Source organism: Bacillus sp. IS1 (assembly GCF_032461585.1).
GTDB classification, from domain to species: Bacteria; Bacillota; Bacilli; order Bacillales; family Bacillaceae; genus Bacillus; species Bacillus velezensis.
The window spans coordinates 237,827-255,727 of the sequence record NZ_JAWCWR010000003.1 but is presented as its reverse complement, the minus strand read 5'-3'; the positions used below and the strand labels follow the sequence as shown (position 1 = coordinate 255,727).

At 48.4% G+C, this 17,901-nt stretch carries 15 protein-coding genes; 9 read left to right on the top strand and 6 right to left on the bottom strand.

The window, feature by feature from the left end:
* Positions 1–34: 34 nt before the first annotated feature.
* The 3 genes from RUW00_RS14675 to RUW00_RS14665 all read right to left on the bottom strand — a co-directional run bounded on the left by RUW00_RS14675 (position 35) and on the right by RUW00_RS14665 (position 2,326).
* Entirely contained in the window at positions 35–553 is a 519-nt protein-coding gene (locus tag RUW00_RS14675; protein WP_012117208.1) for a tryptophan transporter, read from the bottom strand.
* A 120-nt stretch (positions 554–673) separates the two neighbouring features.
* Positions 674–1,753, bottom strand: a complete 1,080-nt coding sequence (gene serC / locus RUW00_RS14670) for a 3-phosphoserine/phosphohydroxythreonine transaminase (protein ID WP_022553600.1) — start codon at positions 1,751–1,753, stop codon at positions 674–676.
* 135 nt (positions 1,754–1,888) lie between these two features.
* Positions 1,889–2,326, bottom strand: coding sequence for an HIT family protein (locus RUW00_RS14665; RefSeq protein WP_007409220.1), 438 nt, complete (start codon positions 2,324–2,326; stop codon positions 1,889–1,891).
* Positions 2,327–2,816: 490 nt separating this feature from the next.
* On the opposite strand from RUW00_RS14665, the gene RUW00_RS14660 reads away from it, so the two are divergent.
* The 3 genes from RUW00_RS14660 to RUW00_RS14650 are packed head-to-tail and all read left to right on the top strand — an operon-like array spanning position 2,817 to position 5,526.
* The gene (locus RUW00_RS14660) at positions 2,817–3,560 is read left to right on the top strand and encodes an ABC transporter ATP-binding protein (RefSeq protein WP_280144980.1); all 744 of its coding nucleotides are present in this window, start codon (positions 2,817–2,819) and stop codon (positions 3,558–3,560) included.
* The gene (locus RUW00_RS14655; RefSeq protein WP_007409219.1) at positions 3,553–4,779 is read left to right on the top strand and encodes an ABC transporter permease; all 1,227 of its coding nucleotides are present in this window, start codon (positions 3,553–3,555) and stop codon (positions 4,777–4,779) included. Before RUW00_RS14660 ends, RUW00_RS14655 begins: the two co-directional genes overlap by 8 nt.
* 42 nt (positions 4,780–4,821) lie before the next feature.
* On the top strand, positions 4,822–5,526 hold the full coding sequence (locus tag RUW00_RS14650) for an EcsC family protein (RefSeq protein ID WP_014417334.1): 705 nt from the start codon (positions 4,822–4,824) through the stop codon (positions 5,524–5,526).
* Positions 5,527–5,546: 20 nt separating this feature from the next.
* On the opposite strand, the gene RUW00_RS14645 is transcribed toward RUW00_RS14650, so the two are convergent.
* The 3 genes from RUW00_RS14645 to hmoB form a co-directional block, all read right to left on the bottom strand.
* Positions 5,547–6,734, bottom strand: a complete 1,188-nt coding sequence (locus tag RUW00_RS14645; protein ID WP_209388065.1) for a M20 family metallopeptidase — start codon at positions 6,732–6,734, stop codon at positions 5,547–5,549.
* 69 nt (positions 6,735–6,803) lie between these two features.
* On the bottom strand, positions 6,804–8,189 hold the full coding sequence (locus tag RUW00_RS14640) for a membrane protein (RefSeq protein WP_017417381.1): 1,386 nt from the start codon (positions 8,187–8,189) through the stop codon (positions 6,804–6,806).
* A gap of 118 nt (positions 8,190–8,307) precedes the next feature.
* Positions 8,308–8,808 carry a heme-degrading oxygenase HmoB gene (hmoB, locus tag RUW00_RS14635; protein ID WP_017417382.1) on the bottom strand — a complete coding sequence of 167 codons (501 nt, stop codon included), beginning with the start codon at positions 8,806–8,808 and terminating at the stop codon, positions 8,308–8,310.
* A 122-nt stretch (positions 8,809–8,930) separates the two neighbouring features.
* On the opposite strand from hmoB, the gene RUW00_RS14630 reads away from it, so the two are divergent.
* From RUW00_RS14630 to RUW00_RS14605, 6 genes are all read left to right on the top strand, one after another.
* Positions 8,931–11,072, top strand: a complete 2,142-nt coding sequence (locus RUW00_RS14630; protein WP_065180667.1) for a transglycosylase domain-containing protein — start codon at positions 8,931–8,933, stop codon at positions 11,070–11,072.
* A gap of 123 nt (positions 11,073–11,195) precedes the next feature.
* Positions 11,196–12,257, top strand: a complete 1,062-nt coding sequence (gene hemE, locus RUW00_RS14625; protein WP_015239515.1) for a uroporphyrinogen decarboxylase — start codon at positions 11,196–11,198, stop codon at positions 12,255–12,257.
* A 75-nt stretch (positions 12,258–12,332) separates the two neighbouring features.
* Entirely contained in the window at positions 12,333–13,268 is a 936-nt protein-coding gene (hemH, locus tag RUW00_RS14620) for a ferrochelatase (protein ID WP_003155221.1), read from the top strand.
* Between the two features lie 27 nt (positions 13,269–13,295).
* Entirely contained in the window at positions 13,296–14,729 is a 1,434-nt protein-coding gene (hemY, locus tag RUW00_RS14615; protein ID WP_280144981.1) for a protoporphyrinogen oxidase, read from the top strand.
* A 149-nt stretch (positions 14,730–14,878) separates the two neighbouring features.
* The gene (locus RUW00_RS14610; RefSeq protein ID WP_003155219.1) at positions 14,879–15,451 is read left to right on the top strand and encodes a TetR/AcrR family transcriptional regulator; all 573 of its coding nucleotides are present in this window, start codon (positions 14,879–14,881) and stop codon (positions 15,449–15,451) included.
* Between the two features lie 74 nt (positions 15,452–15,525).
* On the top strand, positions 15,526–17,859 hold the full coding sequence (locus tag RUW00_RS14605) for a YhgE/Pip domain-containing protein (RefSeq protein ID WP_021494936.1): 2,334 nt from the start codon (positions 15,526–15,528) through the stop codon (positions 17,857–17,859).
* Positions 17,860–17,901: the final 42 nt, after the last annotated feature.

The following is a 17,901-nucleotide window of genomic DNA, read 5'->3' as shown; positions in this document are numbered from 1 at the left end:
ACCTCTTCCGGCCGGAAGAGGTTTCGGTATGCGGTTATTTCACCGTTTCAATCATATTGGACCGTTTTAAGATCGTCTGCACAATCGGATGCATAATGATAATGGCGATCGTATTCAGCGCAGCCGCCGGAAGGACGACCGCGAGCACCAATGCGGTGAATCCGCCCGGTAGGCCGACAATCAGAAGGGCCAGCGCCAAAAAGAGCAAACCGGAGATGAAGGTGCCGGCTATCGTAATGACGGCGGCGGCCGCTGTTTTCACGCTCTTTTTCACCAAAAGCGCCAGCGCGAGAAACAGAAACGCCGTTACCGGTTTTTCAATGATATTCGGAAGCTGTCCGCCCGGAAAAGATGTCGTGAGTGCGGAAATGATTCCCGTTACAATCCCGATCATCAGCACGTTCTGCACACGGGGGAATAACAGAATACCCATAAACATCATCACAAGCATCATATCGGGTTTCATTCCGAATAATACCGGCGGCATAATGGAATGAAGCACCGCTCCGATTGCCGCAAACAGGGCCATAATGACTAATTCTTTTGTTTTCATACTAAGCTCTCCTCTGCTAAGCTTTTTCGCCATCCAATAATATGCTCGTCATTTATTGCGATGGCCGGAAAAATTGATATGCAAACAGTATATCAAAGGAACCGTTTTGTTAGAAGAAATTTATTCGTTTTCCTGCTGGAACTTTCTCATAAACTGAGCCAGTTTTTCACAATCAGCCAGGCTGACGGCGTTGTAGATAGACGCCCTGCAGCCTCCGACTGAGCGGTGGCCTCCGAGTCCGATCATTTTAGCCGCTTTCGCTTCTTCAACGAATTTTTTCGTGAGACTGCTGTCGCGGAGGGTGAACGTGACGTTCATGTGAGAACGGCTGTCTTTTGCGGCATGCCCCGCGTAAAACCCGCCGCTTGCGTCGATTGTGCCGTACAGGACATCGGCCTTTTCCTGATTGCGCCGTTCAGCCGCTTCGACACCGCCGTTTTCAGCCAGCCATTCAAGGACGAGGCTCAGCATATAAATCGCAAATGTAGGCGGCGTATTATACAGTGAATCGGCTTTTGTGTGAGTGGAGTATTTCAACATTTTAGGGACGTTGGCGTTTTCGTTTTCAAGCCATGATTTTTTCATGATGACGACCGTGACGCCGGACGGCCCGAGGTTTTTCTGGGCTCCGCCATAGATGACATCAAACGTTTTGACATCAATTTTTCTGCTCAGGATGTCGCTTGACATGTCGGCTACGAGCGGGATCGGTGAATTCGGGAACTCTTTCCACTGCGTTCCGAAAATCGTGTTGTTTGACGTAATATGCAGATAGGCGCCGTCTTTGATTCCTGAGAGGTCCGCTTCCGGTATGTGGTTGTGGTTTGAATCTGCGCTTGTTGCCGTGACGGATGTGTTTCCGAACAGTTTCGCCTCGGCGAGTGCTTTTTCAGACCATGCGCCCGTTACGATGAAGTGCGCCGTTTTTTCCGGCGTTAAAAAGTTCATCGGCAGCATGGAGAATTGAAGGCTTGCGCCGCCTTGAAGAAATAAAATATCATAATCGTCGGGAATATCCATCAGTTCTTTCAGAAGGCTTTTGGCTTTTTGGTGCACCGCATCATATTCCGTGCTCCGGTGGGACAGCTCCATGACGGACATGCCGGTATCATTGAAGTTGACAAATTCTTTTTGTGCTTTTTGCAGCACATCCAGTGGAAGGGCTGCGGGTCCTGCATTGAAATTCGTTGTACGTTCCATGTTTACGATCTCTCCCTGTTTTCCGCTTTAGTGTAAGAAATAATACAATTATCCTATCACAATTTTTTGATTTTTTTGATATAAAAAAATATAATTTATGTTTTTTGTGTTTCCGGATGCAAAAAAACCTCATCTTTAAGATGAGGCAAGCCGTTTTCTGACGGTTGAAGCGATCTCCTGAAGATCGTCAGGCGTATAGTCTTCGGCGTGGGTCTTCCAGACAGCCCCGAAACCGTCGCCTTTTCCGTAACGCGGAATGATATGCATGTGAAAATGGAACACCGATTGGCCCGCTTTTTCACCGTTGTTATTGAGAATATTCAGCCCGATCGGCTCGAATTCATCGCGGATGGCGCGTGCGATTTTCGGCACCGCTTCAAAATATTCTTTAGAAAGCTCAGGCGTAAACTCGTACACGTTTTCGATATGTGTTTTCGGAATCACGAGCGTATGGCCTTTTGTGACCTGGCTGATATCAAGAAACGCCACGACGTGTTCATTTTCGTATACTTTTGAAGACGGAATGTCACCGGCAATGATTTTGCAGAAAATACAATCGTCCGCTTTGTGCATAGATGGGTTTCCTCCCTGAAAAGAAATATATGTATATTCTCATCGTACCACAAAAACGGCCAAAACAAAAAACAGGATGAACGGCTGCGCGTTCACCCTGATGCAGAAGTACGAGCTTTATCACAGAAAATTGAATATGCCTTTTGTAAGCACCTCATTTGTTTTTAAAATGAAGACTTATGGGTCTGCTTAATCATTCCTGGGACAAACACCTCATTTGATTATTTCATCATGAATGAAGAACATCATCAAAGCAGTGTGTGAAGAAATTGTAAGCACAGGACATGTTGATTTTCATCCAACTGTTCTAAGACGTCTTTTATAAACACCTCATTTTCAGTTGATTAAAGCTGTTTCCTTCTACATACATTATGATGTCCGCCAAAACGATAACTATGCACGATTTTCACGTGAGAAAAAAAGGGAATCGTTTCAAATCAGACTTTATTTTTGGTACTATGAAGAAAAACGAATCAGAAGGGGAGAAATTATGTCTCTGCTATCGGTAAAAGACTTAACCGGCGGTTATACGAGGAACCCGGTCTTAAAAAATGTTTCATTCACCCTTGAGCCGAACCAGATTGTCGGACTCATCGGATTAAACGGCGCGGGCAAAAGCACGACGATCCGGCATATTATCGGATTAATGGACCCGCATAAAGGCTCGATCGAGCTGAACGGCAAGACGTTTTCGGAGGATAAGGAAAGCTACCGCTCGCAATTTACGTACATCCCCGAAACGCCGGTGCTGTATGAAGAACTGACGCTCAAAGAGCATTTGGAGCTGATGGCCATGGCGTACGGCCTTTCCAAAGAAACGCTTGAAAAAAGGCTTCCTCCGCTTCTGAAAGAATTCAGAATGGAAAAAAGGCTGAAATGGTTTCCCGCTCACTTTTCCAAAGGGATGAAGCAGAAGGTCATGATCATGTGCGCGTTTCTCGCGGAGCCTTCGCTTTATATCATTGACGAGCCGTTTCTCGGCCTTGACCCGCTTGCGATCAATGCATTGCTGGAGCGGATGGACGCCGCGAAAAAAGCCGGATCAAGCGTGCTGATGTCAACGCATATCCTGGCTACGGCAGAGCGCTACTGTGACGCTTTCATTATTTTACATAACGGCGAAGTGCGGGCAAGCGGCACACTGGAAGAACTGAGAGAGCAGTTCGGCATGAAAGACGCAGCTCTTGATGACTTGTATATCGAACTGACGAAGGAAGACGCCGGCCATGAATAATATGTCTACGATTTGGCAGTCCCGGCTTGAAGAGCATATAAAGGAAACCAGAATGTATATGAAATATATGCTCAATGATCATCTCGTCATTGTGCTGATCTTTTTTATTGCCGGCGCGGCGAGCTGGTACAGCAAGTGGGTCAAAGACATTCCCGTTCATTTTCCGTCATTTTGGGTGATGGCGGTGCTCTTTTCATTTGTGCTGACCGGTTCATACGTCCGGACGCTGTTAAAGGAAGCGGACCTCGTGTTTCTGCTGCCGCTTGAACCGAAAATGGGGACATACTTTAAGCATTCATTTAAGTACAGCTATCTGTCACAGCTGTTTCCGCTTATTGCCCTGTCGCTTGTATGCATGCCTCTGTTTTTCGCTGTAAGTCCGGGGGCGTCGCTTGCGTCGTATGCCGCCGTATTTATTCAGATGCTGGCGGTAAAAGCGTGGAATCAGGCCATGGAGTGGCGGATGACGTTTATGAATGACAGAAGCATGAAAATGATGGATGCGGTCATACGCTTTATCTGCAATATGCTGCTTTTATACTTCGTCTTACAGTCGTTTTATGTGTACGCTGCCGCCGTCTACATTGTGATGGCCGGCCTTTATGTGTATTTCACATCGGCCGCAAAACATAAATCATTAAAATGGGAAGCCCATATTGAATATGAATTAAGAAGGAAGCAGCGGTTTTACAGAATCGCCAATCTGTTTACCGATGTGCCTCACCTAAAGAAACAGGCAAAACGCCGGGCGTATCTCGACTTTTTGCTCAGAATGATTCCGTTTGAACAGCGGAAAACGTTCTCCTATATGTATGCGCGGGCCTTTCTGCGTTCAAATGATTATCTCGGCATTCAGGTCAGGCTCACGATTATTTTTATCCTGATTATTATGCTCGTTTCCGCCAATCCGTGGATAACGGCGGCGTTAACCGTATTTACCGTCTTTATTACGGGGATACAGCTTCTGCCGCTGTTCGGGCATTTTCATCATCTGTCGTTACAGGAGCTTTACCCGGTCAACCAGAAAGCGAAGCTGCAAAGTTTCTTTTCGCTGATGAAATCGGCGTTAACCGTGCAGGCGCTGCTGTTCTGTGCAGCGTCAGCTTATGCCGCGGGAGTCAGCGGGGCGCTGTATGCGGCTGTTGCTTCAGCCGTTCTGATTTTTGTGATCATGCCTTCGTATATGGGCGGAAGATTGAAAAAGTACGGCAAGCTGTAATCAATCGGGTTTTTGAAACCTCAATGAAAGAAGGAGACACAGATGACCGACGATCAGCAGCTGATACAGGAAGCACTGCAATGGAAAGCGCGTTTTTTGCGCAAAGATTCCATGCTTGAACGCTTTTCTAAAGGAATGCAGGCGAAAATCAATGAGCGGATTCCCGATAAAATTCATGCCGTCATCACAGAAAGCATTAAAAAAATGACCGAAGCAACAATGGCGGGTTCAAATCTGGTGAAAAGCAAGCGGGATACAAACGGTATGACGCTTGCTGAAAAAGATGCTCTCGCCAGACAAACCGTCGCATCGTACCAAAAGGTCGCGGCAGCTGAAGGTATCGGTACGGGGGCCGGCGGAATTTTTTTAGGGATGGCTGATTTTCCTTTGCTGCTATCCATTAAAATGAAATGTCTGTTCGATCTTGCCTCCATTTACGGTTATGATGTGAAAGACAGGGATGAACGATTGTTTTTGCTGTTTATTTTTCAGCTGGCTTTCTCAAGCGGTGAACAGCGGAAACGCATATACTCAATGATTGAACAGTGGGATTCGAAAAAGCATGATGTCGATTGGAGAGTTTTTCAGCAGGAATACCGCGATTATCTGGACGTGGTGAAATTGTTTCAGCTTTTGCCGGTCGTCGGAGCCGCCGTGGGCGGAGCGGCCAATTATAAACTGCTGTCACAGCTCGGTGAGACGGCAAGGCACGTTTTTCATTTAAGAATCACAGCAGCCGGTACGTAATGTACCGGCTGTTTTTTATGTCAGCGGGGGTAGCTCACCGCGGCACCGATAAGCACCTTGGCGGCCGTCAGCATCGCTTTTTCATTAAAATCAAATTTCGGATGATGATGAGGATAAATGGTTTCCGCGTTTTCTAAAGCGGCGCCCGTAAAGAAAAATGCGCCTTTTGTATGCTGCAGATAATAGGAAAAATCCTCTCCGGCCATCTGCGGCTCTCCTTCAACGACCTTCGTGACGCCGTCTGTTTCCGCTGCGGCTGCCGCAGCGTGCGCCGCTTCCTCAGGATGATTAACGACGGCGGGATAACCGCGCTTGAAACGATATTCATAGGAAGCGGAGTGCATGGAACAGATTCCTTTTACGACGGCTTCTATTTCTGCTTCGAGCAGGCTGCGCACACTTTCGTCAAACGAGCGGACGGTGCCTGATATGACTGCCTGATCGGCAATCGCGTTAAACGGATTTTCAGCGGTGAACGAGCCGGCTGAGATGACGGCCGGCTGCACCGGATTTACCCGCCGGCTGACGATATGCTGAAGAGCCGTGACGATTTGTGAGCCGATTAAAACGGCGTCCTTCGTATCGTGAGGAATCGCGCCGTGGCCGCCTTTGCCGATGACTTTAATCGTAAAGCCGTCAGCGGCGGCCATCACTGGGCCCGGGCGGCATAAGACCGTTCCGACGGGTTCAGTCGCCCAAAGGTGAGTGCCGAAAATGGCATCGACATGTTCGAGGCAGCCATCCTCAATCATTGCTTGTGCTCCGCCGGGAGATAATTCCTCAGCGTGCTGGTGGATCATCACAAATGACCCTTTCAGTTTTTCCCGGTTGCGGTACAGCACTTTTCCGACCGCGAGCAGAGCCGCCGTATGGCCGTCATGCCCGCAGGCGTGCATGACGCCGGGAATTTGTGAAGCATAGGGCACATCTTTTTCATCCTGTATCGGCAAAGCGTCAAAATCAGCTCTGAGTGCCACGGCCGGTCCCGGTTCACCGCCTTCAATATAGGCTGTGACACCGTTGCCCCCGACATTCGTCCGGATGGGGACGCCGAGCTTTTCATAAAATGAGGCGATGAACGCCGGTGTTTTTTTCTCCTTAAAGGATGGCTCGGGATTCATGTGAAGGTGACGCCTGATTTCAACCATTTCCTCATACAGCCCGTCAAGCTGAGCGTTTAAGCTTTTTTGAAGTGTCGTTAACGTCAAAAGCGATGCCCCCCTCGTCTGCTTTTCCCATGATTGTATAGAAAATGTCAGAAGATTTCAATCCTTTTGCTACGGGAGAATGATGATGGCGGCGATCGTTGTGACGACTAGCCCGGCCGCAACCGGGATAAAGTTTTTCCTGGCAAGCTCAAACGGATCAACTTTACAAATAGCCGCAGCGGGGATCAGTGCCCAAGGGACCAATGTTCCGCCCCCGACCCAGATCGCTGAAATCTGGCCCAGCGCCGTTAAAACGGCCGGGTCCGTATGAAGCGCGGCAGAAAACAGCTTTGCCATCGAGCCTGCAAGAGATATACCGGAAAACCCTGACCCGTCGAGCCCGGTAATCGCACCGACTGCGGCCAGGGCGATGCCGGCGAATTCTCCGGACATCGGAAAAGAATGGGACAGGGCCAATCCGAGGTCATTGACGATCCCCGCAGATCCTTTCGGCAGCGGGGTGTTCAAAATACTTTTAAACCCCGCGTCACCGAGATAAAAGAAGGCCGCGATCGGAATGACGGGGCCGAATACTTTAAAGCCGAATTGAAAACCGCCGATAAAATACTCGGTGATCTTTTCTAAATGCCGCTCTTTATATACAATGAAATGAACGATCAGGAGAATGCCGATCGCGGTTCCTCCGACGAGTGCCGTCGCCTCGTTTCCCTGCAGACGGTATACGATCATGCAGATAATATCGGCGAGAAAAACAAGCGGAATGAAAACCGCCAGGATCACCCTGAGTTTTTTCGGAAGATACATACTTGTGTCCAAAGAACCGGAGCTGTCCAAGGAGAGGGGGGCCTTCGTTTTTTTTCGATCCCGCATGATGAGGAAGAAAGCGGTGATTGTCGTCGTTAACCCCATGATCAAAACGAGCGGAATACTTGCCTGCATGACATCGCCCACGGGAATGCCCGCGGCATCGGCCGTTAATTTCGGGGCCGCCTGAATGACGTAATCCCCCGATAAAGCGAATCCGTGGCCGAACAGGTTCATCGCCATAGCCGCGGCGATCGGAGAAAGGCCCGCCCGGATCGCTGCGGGAAGCAGCACAGCGCCGATCAGCGCCACCCCTGGTGACGGCCAGAAAAAAAGAGAGATGGCAAACATCAGACAGCCGATAACCCAATACGCGACAGCCGGCCCTTTCATCAGCTTTGCAAACGGAGAAATCATCGCTTCATTAATACCGGTTTCGGTCAAAAGGCCGCTCATCGCCACGATAAAACAAATGATAAAAATTGTCGGCAGCAATTCTCCGGCGGCATACGTGAAGCTGTGAAACAGGCTGCTGACCGAAGCGGAGAATGAATGCGTCGTCCATAGCGCAATCACAAAAATGCCGGCGAGTGAAATAAAGGTTGTATCTTTTCTGAGAAGCATAAAAACGATAATGGCCGCGATAAAAGCAACATAAAGCAGATGTACCGAGTAGACGCCGATCCCCAATTGAACCACTCCGTTTATAAATAGGATTGCTACAGGTTATTCATAGGCGGGCGGAAGGTGCAAAGAACGAAGCGTAAAATCGGGACATTAAAAAAGCCGGAGAATCTCCGGCGGTTTTTTAGTCTATTGCGTAATAAGCGGTTACATAAGACGGCCGGGAGAAAATAGACGTCGTGTCGATGCCGGCAGATGTTCCGCGTTTTTTATGAGCTTCCTGATAAGAGTTTGACTGCTGCCAATCCTGAAAGGCTTTTTCCTCTTCCCACAGGGTCAAAATGACATACGTATCGCCTTCGAGCGGTCTTAATACGCGGATGGCTTGAAAACCGGGTTCATTTTCCACTTTGCCGGCGCGGTTTTTAAACCGGTTTTCAAACAGCGGACGGCCTTCCTGGGTAACGGCGATGTTGTTGAGGACGGCGTAGCCCGGATTTTTGATTTCCCCGACGCTGTCGATGCTTTCATAGGAATGGGGCGCCTGAAAAACGGTTTCTCCATTTGTTTCATGAATTAAAACCGCATTATCCTCCCCTTGCATCAGCACCATATTCTCACTCGGGTGTTTCTTTGCAATCGTCTTTAAAAAATCGGCTGTCCCGTATGTAATATAAACCTTCATATCAGCCACCTCCTGCTTGCTAGTATATCAAAAGAGTGGTATAAGTTTCTATTGGCGACTCATTCTGACATAATTCGAAACAATATTTCCCATACTACAAGTTAAGAAAGGCGAGGTGACTTATGCTGAAAAAGAAAAAAAGATTCTTTATTCCGGCTGTAATTGCGGCGGCAACCGCTTTTCTCGCGTTAATCGGATACATTATCATTATATTTCTCGGCCATTATGTCATCGATGAAAAGAAATTAATACTGCACGCATCTTCAAAAATCGTCGATCAAAACGGTGATGAAATCGCGAGCCTCTATACGGAAAATCGCGAGCCGGTATCCATTCAGCAGGTTCCGGAAGATGTGAGAGATGCCTTTATCGCCGTTGAAGATAAACGGTTTTACGAACATCACGGCATTGATGTGAAGTCTGTCGGCCGGGCGGTGTTCCGGGATGTTTTAGCAGGCGGCAAGGTGGAAGGCGGAAGCACGATCACCCAGCAGCTGGCGAAAAACATTTTTCTGACTCATGATAAAACATTTTTGCGCAAGACGAAGGAAGTCATTATCGCCATCAATCTTGAGCGTGATTACAGCAAGGACAAGCTGCTTGAAATGTACCTGAACCAGCTTTATTTCGGCCATGGCGTTTACGGCATTCAAGCCGCGTCCCACTACTACTTTAATAAAGAAGTAAAAGATTTAACCGTTGCGGAAGGAGCCGTTCTGGCAGCGATTCCGAAGGCGCCATCTCTTTATTCGCCGATTCAGCATCCGGATAAAAATAAAGAACGCCGCGATACGATTCTTGCAATGATGAACGACCAAGGCTATATCAGCGCCAAGGAAGCCGTCAGAGCCCAGGGCCGGACATTGGGGCTTCATGTCAAGAAAACATCAGAAACGCCTTGGTTTGACAGTTATATCGATCTTGTCATCAAGGAGGCGGAATCCCGTTATTCGATGTCGGGTGAACAGCTGCTTCAAGGCGGCTATACGATCCGGACGTCACTTGATTCCAAGCTGCAGAAAACGGCATACACCCTCATGAAGGAAAGCGGCTATTTTCCGGGGACGGATCAAGCGGCAGAGGGAAGCGCCGTCTTTATTGATAATAAAACCGGAGGCGTGCGCGCGGCGGTCGGCGGACGCGACTACGTGACAAAAGGATACAACAGGGTTACGGCGAAGCGGCAGCCGGGCTCAACGTTTAAGCCGATTGCCGTATACGGGCCCGCCATGCAGGAAGACAAGTTCAAACCGTATTCGCTTCTCCAAGACAAACTCACGTCCTACGACGGGTATGAACCGAAAAATTATGACGGACAGTACAAGGGGGAAGTGACGATGCAGGATGCGATCACTTACAGCATAAATGCGCCCGCTGTCTGGACATTGAAGCAGATCGGCGTAGATACGGGAAAATCGTATCTTGAGAAAAACGGTATGAACATTTCTGACAACGGACTCGCGATTGCGCTGGGCGGTCTGTCTGAAGGCGTTACTCCGCTTCAGCTTGCCGGAGCTTATCATACCTTTGCGGCAAGCGGAATGTATACGAAGCCATTTTTTATAGAGAAAATCACGGACGAAGACGGAGAAACGTTGTCCGGGCCTAAAAACGGCAAAACGCGCGTCTTCAGCGGACAGACGGCATGGAATATGACGAGAATGCTTCAGCAGGTCGTAAAAGAAGGAACCGCTTCACAAGGCAGCTATCAAGGTGACCTGGCGGGGAAAACCGGCACGACCACATTTACCGGCGTCCCCGGCGCGACAAAGGACGCCTGGTTTGCGGGATACACTCCCGGACTGACGGGAGCCGTCTGGATGGGCTATGACAAAACGGATAAAACCCATTACCTGAAAGGCGGAAGCCAATACCCGGTCAGACTCTTTAAAGATATCGTTACAAAAGCGGGGGAAAACGGCCGGACATTCAAAAAGCCTGAAAATGTGAAGGAACTGGGCAGCCCGATTGAGCTGGAGGCGGTAAAGTCCCTGTCGGCCCGTTATACATTTAAGGCGATGGGACTGATTACGGTTCAATTAAAATGGGATATTCAAAAGGATGATCGGGTTGTTTACCGAATATATGAGAAGAAAGACGGAAAAGACAAGCTTCTGGATTCGGTGAAAGGAAAAGGCAGCTTTGACATACCGTACGCCAATCTGTTTTCAGGGGCTTCATACAAAGTCGTTCCATATAATTCACAGACGGATCAAGAAGGAGAGGGAACGGAATACGTTCAGCCGAAGCTTTTTTCTTCTTAATCATGAATTCGGCGATTTTTTGAACATTAAGCCTCAATTCTATACGCTTTTGAAAAAACAAGGTATAGTGTAATGGGCGAAGAACACGAACGTATGGTTGCAGGAGGAAAGGTGGAAATTCAGATGAGTAAACGAGAAGCGTTTAATGATACGTTTTTAAAAGCGGCACGGGGAGAAAAGACAAATCACGTCCCTGTCTGGTACATGAGACAGGCGGGGAGGTCGCAGCCGGAATACCGCAAGCTGAAGGAAAAGTACGGCTTAGTCGAAATTACGCATCAGCCCGAGCTGTGCGCGTATGTGACGAGGCTCCCGGTCGAGCAGTACGGAGTGGACGCTGCCATTTTATATAAAGACATTATGACGCCGCTTCCTTATATCGGAGTGGATGTTGAAATAAAAAACGGAATCGGCCCGGTGATCGATCAGCCGGTGCGCTCTGCTGCGGATATTGAAAAGCTCGGCGAACTGAATCCCGAACAGGATGTTCCTTACGTGCTGGAAACGATCCGATTACTCGTAAACGAACAGCTGAATGTTCCGCTCATCGGTTTTTCGGGAGCGCCTTTTACGCTGGCCAGTTATATGATTGAAGGCGGGCCTTCTAAAAATTACAACAAAACAAAAGCGTTTATGCACAGTATGCCGCAAGCGTGGCAAATGCTGATGGACAAGCTCGCGGACATGATTATCGTTTATGCAAAAGCGCAGATTAACGCCGGCGCAAAAGCCATTCAGATTTTTGATTCATGGGTCGGCGCACTGAACCGCGAAGATTACCGGCAGTTTATAAAACCGGTGATGGACAGAATTTTCCGAGAGCTTTCTGCAGAGCAAGTTCCGCTGATCATGTTCGGCGTAGGGGCAAGCCACCTGGCCGGGGATTGGCATGACCTTCCTCTTGATGTCGTCGGTCTTGATTGGAGACTCGGCATAGATGACGCCAGAAAACAAGGCATTACAAAAACGGTTCAGGGCAATCTTGATCCGTCGCTTCTTCTTGCGCCTTGGGAAGTCATCGAGAAAAAAGCGAAAGCGATACTTGATCAAGGCATGAAAACGGACGGGTTTATTTTCAATTTAGGGCACGGCGTATTCCCTGATGTCAATCCGGAAACGCTGAAAAAGCTGACGGCGTTTGTACATGAATATTCCGCTGCCAAAAAAACGGAACAATCTTCCTGAGCAGATCGTTGGTTATAAGTAGATTTTCCTGTCAAAATCAAGGTAGACAGACCATCAAAAGAGGTGTTTAACAAAATGAGCAGCAAAAAGAAAATGGGACTTCTTGTCATGGCTTACGGAACGCCTTACAAAGAAGAGGACATAGAACGTTATTATACGCATATCAGACGCGGAAGAAAGCCGGAGCCTCATATGCTTCAAGATTTAAAAGACAGATATGAAGCGATCGGAGGCATTTCTCCGCTGGCGAAAATCACGCAGGAGCAGGCGGAGAAGCTCGCACAGCGTTTAAATGAAATCCAGGATGATGTAACATTCAAAGTGTACATCGGATTAAAACATATTGAACCGTTTATTGAAGACGCGGTGGCGGACATGCATAAAGACGGCATTACAGAAGCTGTCAGCCTTGTGCTCGCCCCTCATTTTTCAACATTCAGCGTCCAGTCATACAACAAACGCGCGAAAGAAGAAGCGGAGAAGCTCGGCGGCTTGACCATCAAGTCTGTTGAAAGCTGGTATGATGAACCGAAATTCGTTGATTATTGGGTCGGCCAGGTGAAGAAAACATATGAATCAATGCCGAAAGAAGAACGGGATGACGCGATGCTGATCGTCTCAGCGCACAGCCTTCCTGAAAAAATAAAAGAATACGGCGATCCGTATCCTGACCAGCTGGAGGAATCCGCAAAACTGATTGCCGAAGGCGCCGGAATTACCGATTACGCAGTCGGCTGGCAAAGCGAAGGGAACACCCCTGATCCGTGGCTCGGGCCGGATGTGCAGGATCTCACGCGCGAGCTGTATCAAAAGCATCCTTATAAAGCATTTGTATACGTGCCCGCAGGCTTCGTTGCCGATCATTTAGAGGTGCTTTACGATAATGATTATGAATGCAAAGCTGTGACCGAAGAAGTCGGCGCAAGCTACTATCGTCCGGCTATGCCGAACGCACAGCCTGAATTTATCGACGCGCTTGCAGCGGTCGTGCTGAAAGAGCTGGACAAGTAGAATTAAACGGTAAAGAAGGCGATAAAAATGAGTGGCGATAAAAAACATCTGGTCATCATCGGCGGCGGCATAACGGGATTAGCCGCCGCCTTCTACATGGAAAAAGAAATCAAAGAAAAACAGCTGCCGCTTGAGGTCACCCTGATCGAAGCAGGCCCGAGAGCCGGCGGCAAAATTCAGACGGCGCATAAAGACGGCTACATCATTGAGCGGGGCCCGGATTCTTTTTTGGAAAGGAAAAAAAGCGCGCCGCAGCTCGTCAAGGATTTGGGGCTTGAGCATCTGCTCGTCAACAATGCGACCGGACAGTCTTACGTGCTCGTCAACGAGACGCTTCATCCGATGCCGAAGGGCGCGGTGATGGGCATTCCGACCAAAATCGCTCCGTTCATCTCCACCGGTTTATTTTCTATTCCCGGAAAAGCGCGGGCGGCGCTTGACTTTGTCCTGCCTGCGAGCAAACCGAAGGAAGATCAGTCTCTGGGTGAATTTTTCCGCAGACGCGTCGGTGACGAAGTCGTTGAGAATTTAATAGAACCGCTATTATCAGGGATTTATGCCGGAGATATTGATAAGCTGAGCCTCATGTCCACGTTTCCGCAATTCTATCAGACTGAGCAAAAGCACAGAAGCCTGATTCTCGGTATGAAAAAATCACGTCCGCAGCCTTCGGGACAGCAGCTGACGGCCAAAAAGCAGGGCCAGTTTTTAACGCTGACGACAGGGCTTCAAACGTTGGTGGAGGAGCTGGAAAAACAGCTTACGCTGACAAAGGTGATGAAAGGAACGAAAGTCACCCATATCGGCCGCGAGGAGAAAGGATATTCCGTGACGCTTGATAACGGCAAAGTGCTCTATGCGGAAGGATGCATAGTGACAGCCCCGCATAAAGCCGCGGCGAAAATGCTTTCTGATCTGCCGGCGGTTTCATGTCTCAAAGACATGCATTCTACGTCCGTTGCCAACGTCGCCTTAGGTTTTCCTGAGGGAGCCGTCAAGATGGAGCATGAAGGTACGGGCTTCGTTATCTCTAGAAACAGCGACTTCTCCATCACGGCCTGCACATGGACGAATAAAAAATGGCCGCACGCGGCGCCGGAGGGCAAAACGCTTCTCAGGGCGTACGTCGGAAAGGCCGGAGATGAATCCATCGTAGATCTTTCAGATAACGAGATCATTAAAATCGTAATAGAAGATTTGAAAAAAGTAATGAAAATGAATGGCGAACCGGAAATGACCTGTGTGACCCGCTGGAACGAAAGCATGCCGCAATACCATGTCGGCCATAAGGAGCGCATCAAAGAGTTCAGAGATGCGCTGAAAGCTTCCTATCCGGGCGTATACGCGACGGGCGCGTCTTTCGAAGGGGTGGGCATCCCCGACTGTATCGACCAGGGAAAAGCCGCCGTATATGATTCACTGGCTTATTTATTTGAAACGTACCAGCCTCCGTTATCGTAAAACGGAGGTTTTTTTTGCATGTTCCCGTTCTGTAAAGGGAACACCAATAAAGAGAAAAAACATTTGAATCTTCTTTGCGACTGTGATAAGTTATCTTATGTACAAAATGACTAAAACGTTCAAACGGTCAATTTAACGAGGTGGGAAACATGTCCGTCGATCGGAAAAAGCTCATTCTGGAAGCGGCAACGAAGTCTTTTACACAATTCGGCTACAAAGCAACGACAATGGATCTGGTGGCAAAGCTTGCAAATGTGGGGAAGGGAACCATCTACACGTTTTTCAAAAACAAAGAAGAACTGTTTGATGATATTTTCACCACTATTTTAAGAGAAATGAAGGAACACGCAGACGAAGCGATGAAACCGGAGCTTTCATTTCACGAAAATGTCCACCGGGCGCTTGTCGCGATTTTGGAATTCAGAAAAACACACCAGCTGACTATTAAAATTTTTCAGGAGAACGCCGAGATTGGTACAATAGCCGTTCAGGATGTCATTGCGAAAATGGAGCGGGCCATTCTGTCATACATTAAAGAAAAGATAGAAACAGCCATTGAAAACGGAAGCATTAAACCGTGTGATCCGGAACTGACCGCTTTTGTGATGCTCAAGCTCTACATCGCGCTGATATTTGACTGGGAAAAAAACCATCCGCCTCTTGAAAAAGAGACGATCGCCGAATTGCTGGAAATGTATGTTGGTCAAGGATTATCTAAATAATAGATGATCCTTCACTTTTTAGGTGCCGTGACCGTTTTGTCAAATGAGTCAGTTTGCGGAAGGAGGCAACAGGGTTGAATACAATAAAAAGCCAGTGGAAAGACATTGTAACGAACAAGAAACTGTTAATCCCCATCATTGCCATATTATTCGTTCCGCTGATCTACAGCGGAGTGTTTTTGAAGGCGTACTGGGACCCGTACGGCACGGTGGATCAGCTGCCGGTTGTCGTTGTCAACCAGGATAAAGGGGCGGACTACGAAGGGAAACATCTTCAGATCGGTGACGATCTTGTGAAAGAGTTAAAGAAAAATGATAATTTTGATTGGCATTTTTCAAGCGATCTTGATCAATCGTTAAAGGACTTATTAAATGCTAAATATTATTTATTGGTCGAGATTCCTGAAGATTTTTCGAAAAACGCCAGCACGGTAATGGATAAAAATCCGAAGAAGCTGGATCTGAAATATCATACGAATGCCGGATCAAACTATGTCGGCGCGACAATCGGGGAAAAGGCGATCGACAAACTGAAAGCCTCCGTGTCGAAAGAAGTGACAGAGCAATACGCAAAAGTCATTTTTGATAACTTTAAAGATATTGCCAAAGGGCTCGGCAAAGCCAGCAGCGGAGCCAAGAAAATAGACGACGGCACGAAAAACGCGAAAGACGGCAGCGCCAAGCTGAAGGAAAATTTAGCGAAGCTTACTGAAAGCACCGCCACCATCAGCGATAAAACGCAGCAGCTTGCAGACGGAGCGGCGAAAGTGACAAGCGGAATTCAAACGCTTGACAGCTCTATCGCAAAACTTCAGAGCGCAAGCGCCGAAATTCAAGATAAATCAGGACAGATTGCTTCAGGAGGAGGCCAAGTGGCCAGCGGGCTGAAAACGAGCCTTGACGCGCAAAAGCAGCTCCAGCAAAAGCTTCCGGATTTAACGAATGGATTAAGCGCGTTAAACAGCAAGGCGCAGGAAGTGTCGCAAAAAGCGGCGGCATTTGAAGATGCGATCAATTCAGTCAACCTGTCAGACATTGAAAACGCGGTTGGGCAGCTCGAGCAGACTGAAAAGGACCTGCAGCAGTTTAAGAAGAAGCTTTCTGATCTGAAAAACAACCTGGATGCCCGGGATGACGCGGTCAAAAAGGTGATTAAGGACAGTGATTTCTTAACGGATGAGCAAAAAGCGAAACTTGTTCAGCTACTGAATGAGAAGCTTCCGAAGGCCGACCTTCCGGATTTAGACAATATCGTCAGCCAGCTTCCGTCCGGCGGAGATATTCAGCTTCCGGATATGTCAGTCATAAAAAGCGCGCTCAAAGATGTAAAAGCGAAGGCTGATCAGCTGAAAGCACTGCCTCAGTCCACATCGAAACTGTATAACGGCGCAGCGGCGGTACAAGACGCGATTAACCAGCTGACAGCGGGAACTGATAAATTGTACAGCGGAGCGCAGACCGTCTTTGAAAGCCAAAACAAACTGACGGCCGGCATCGGCGAATACAACAGCAAGTTCGGACAGCTCAAATCAGGATCAGAAGCGTTAGTGTCAGGGAGCGGCCAAGTATCAGGCGGCTTAACGAAACTGCTGGACGCGCAAAACAAAATCCATGACGGCTCGTCCAAAATTGAGCAGGGTCAAGCGTCTCTCGGCACCGGATTAAGCAAGCTTTTAGACGGCACCGGACAATTGTCCAGCCAGCTGAAAGATGCGGCCGATCAAACCGGGGACATTAAGACAGATGACAAAACGTACAGCATGTTTGCCGATCCGGTAAAAACGGACGATAACGCGATTCATTCCGTGCCTAACTACGGTACCGGACTGACGCCTTATATTCTCTCTATGGGCTTGTATGTCGGCGGATTGATGCTGACGGTCGTGTTCCCTCTGAGTGAAGCTTCAGGGCGTCCGAGAAACGGTTTTGAATGGTTCCTCAGCAAATTCAGCGTTATTCTGCTCGTCGGACTGATTCAATCCGTTATTGTCGCCACGGTTCTGTTGAAAGGAATCGGGCTTGATGTGGAGAGCACTTGGAGATTCTATCTCTTTACGATGATTACCAGCATCGCGTTCCTGTCCATGATTCAATTATTGGCGACAACGATGGGGAATCCGGGACGTTTTATCGCTGTCATCATTCTGGTGCTCCAGCTCGGGGCAAGCGGAGGAACCTTCCCGCTTGAACTCCTGCCGGGATTCTATCAAGTGATTCACGGGGCACTGCCGATGACTTACAGCATCAACGGGTTCCGCGCCGTCATTTCAAATGGCGATTACGGCTATATGTGGCAGCAGGCATCCATTCTGTTGGGCATCGCCGTTGTCATGATCGCGCTGACCATCGTGTATTTTACGGTGCAAAGCAAAAAAGAACACAAAACGGAAGAAGAAATAACAGCATAAGAAAAAGAGGCTCTGAGCAGATGCTCAGGGCCTCTTTTTTTT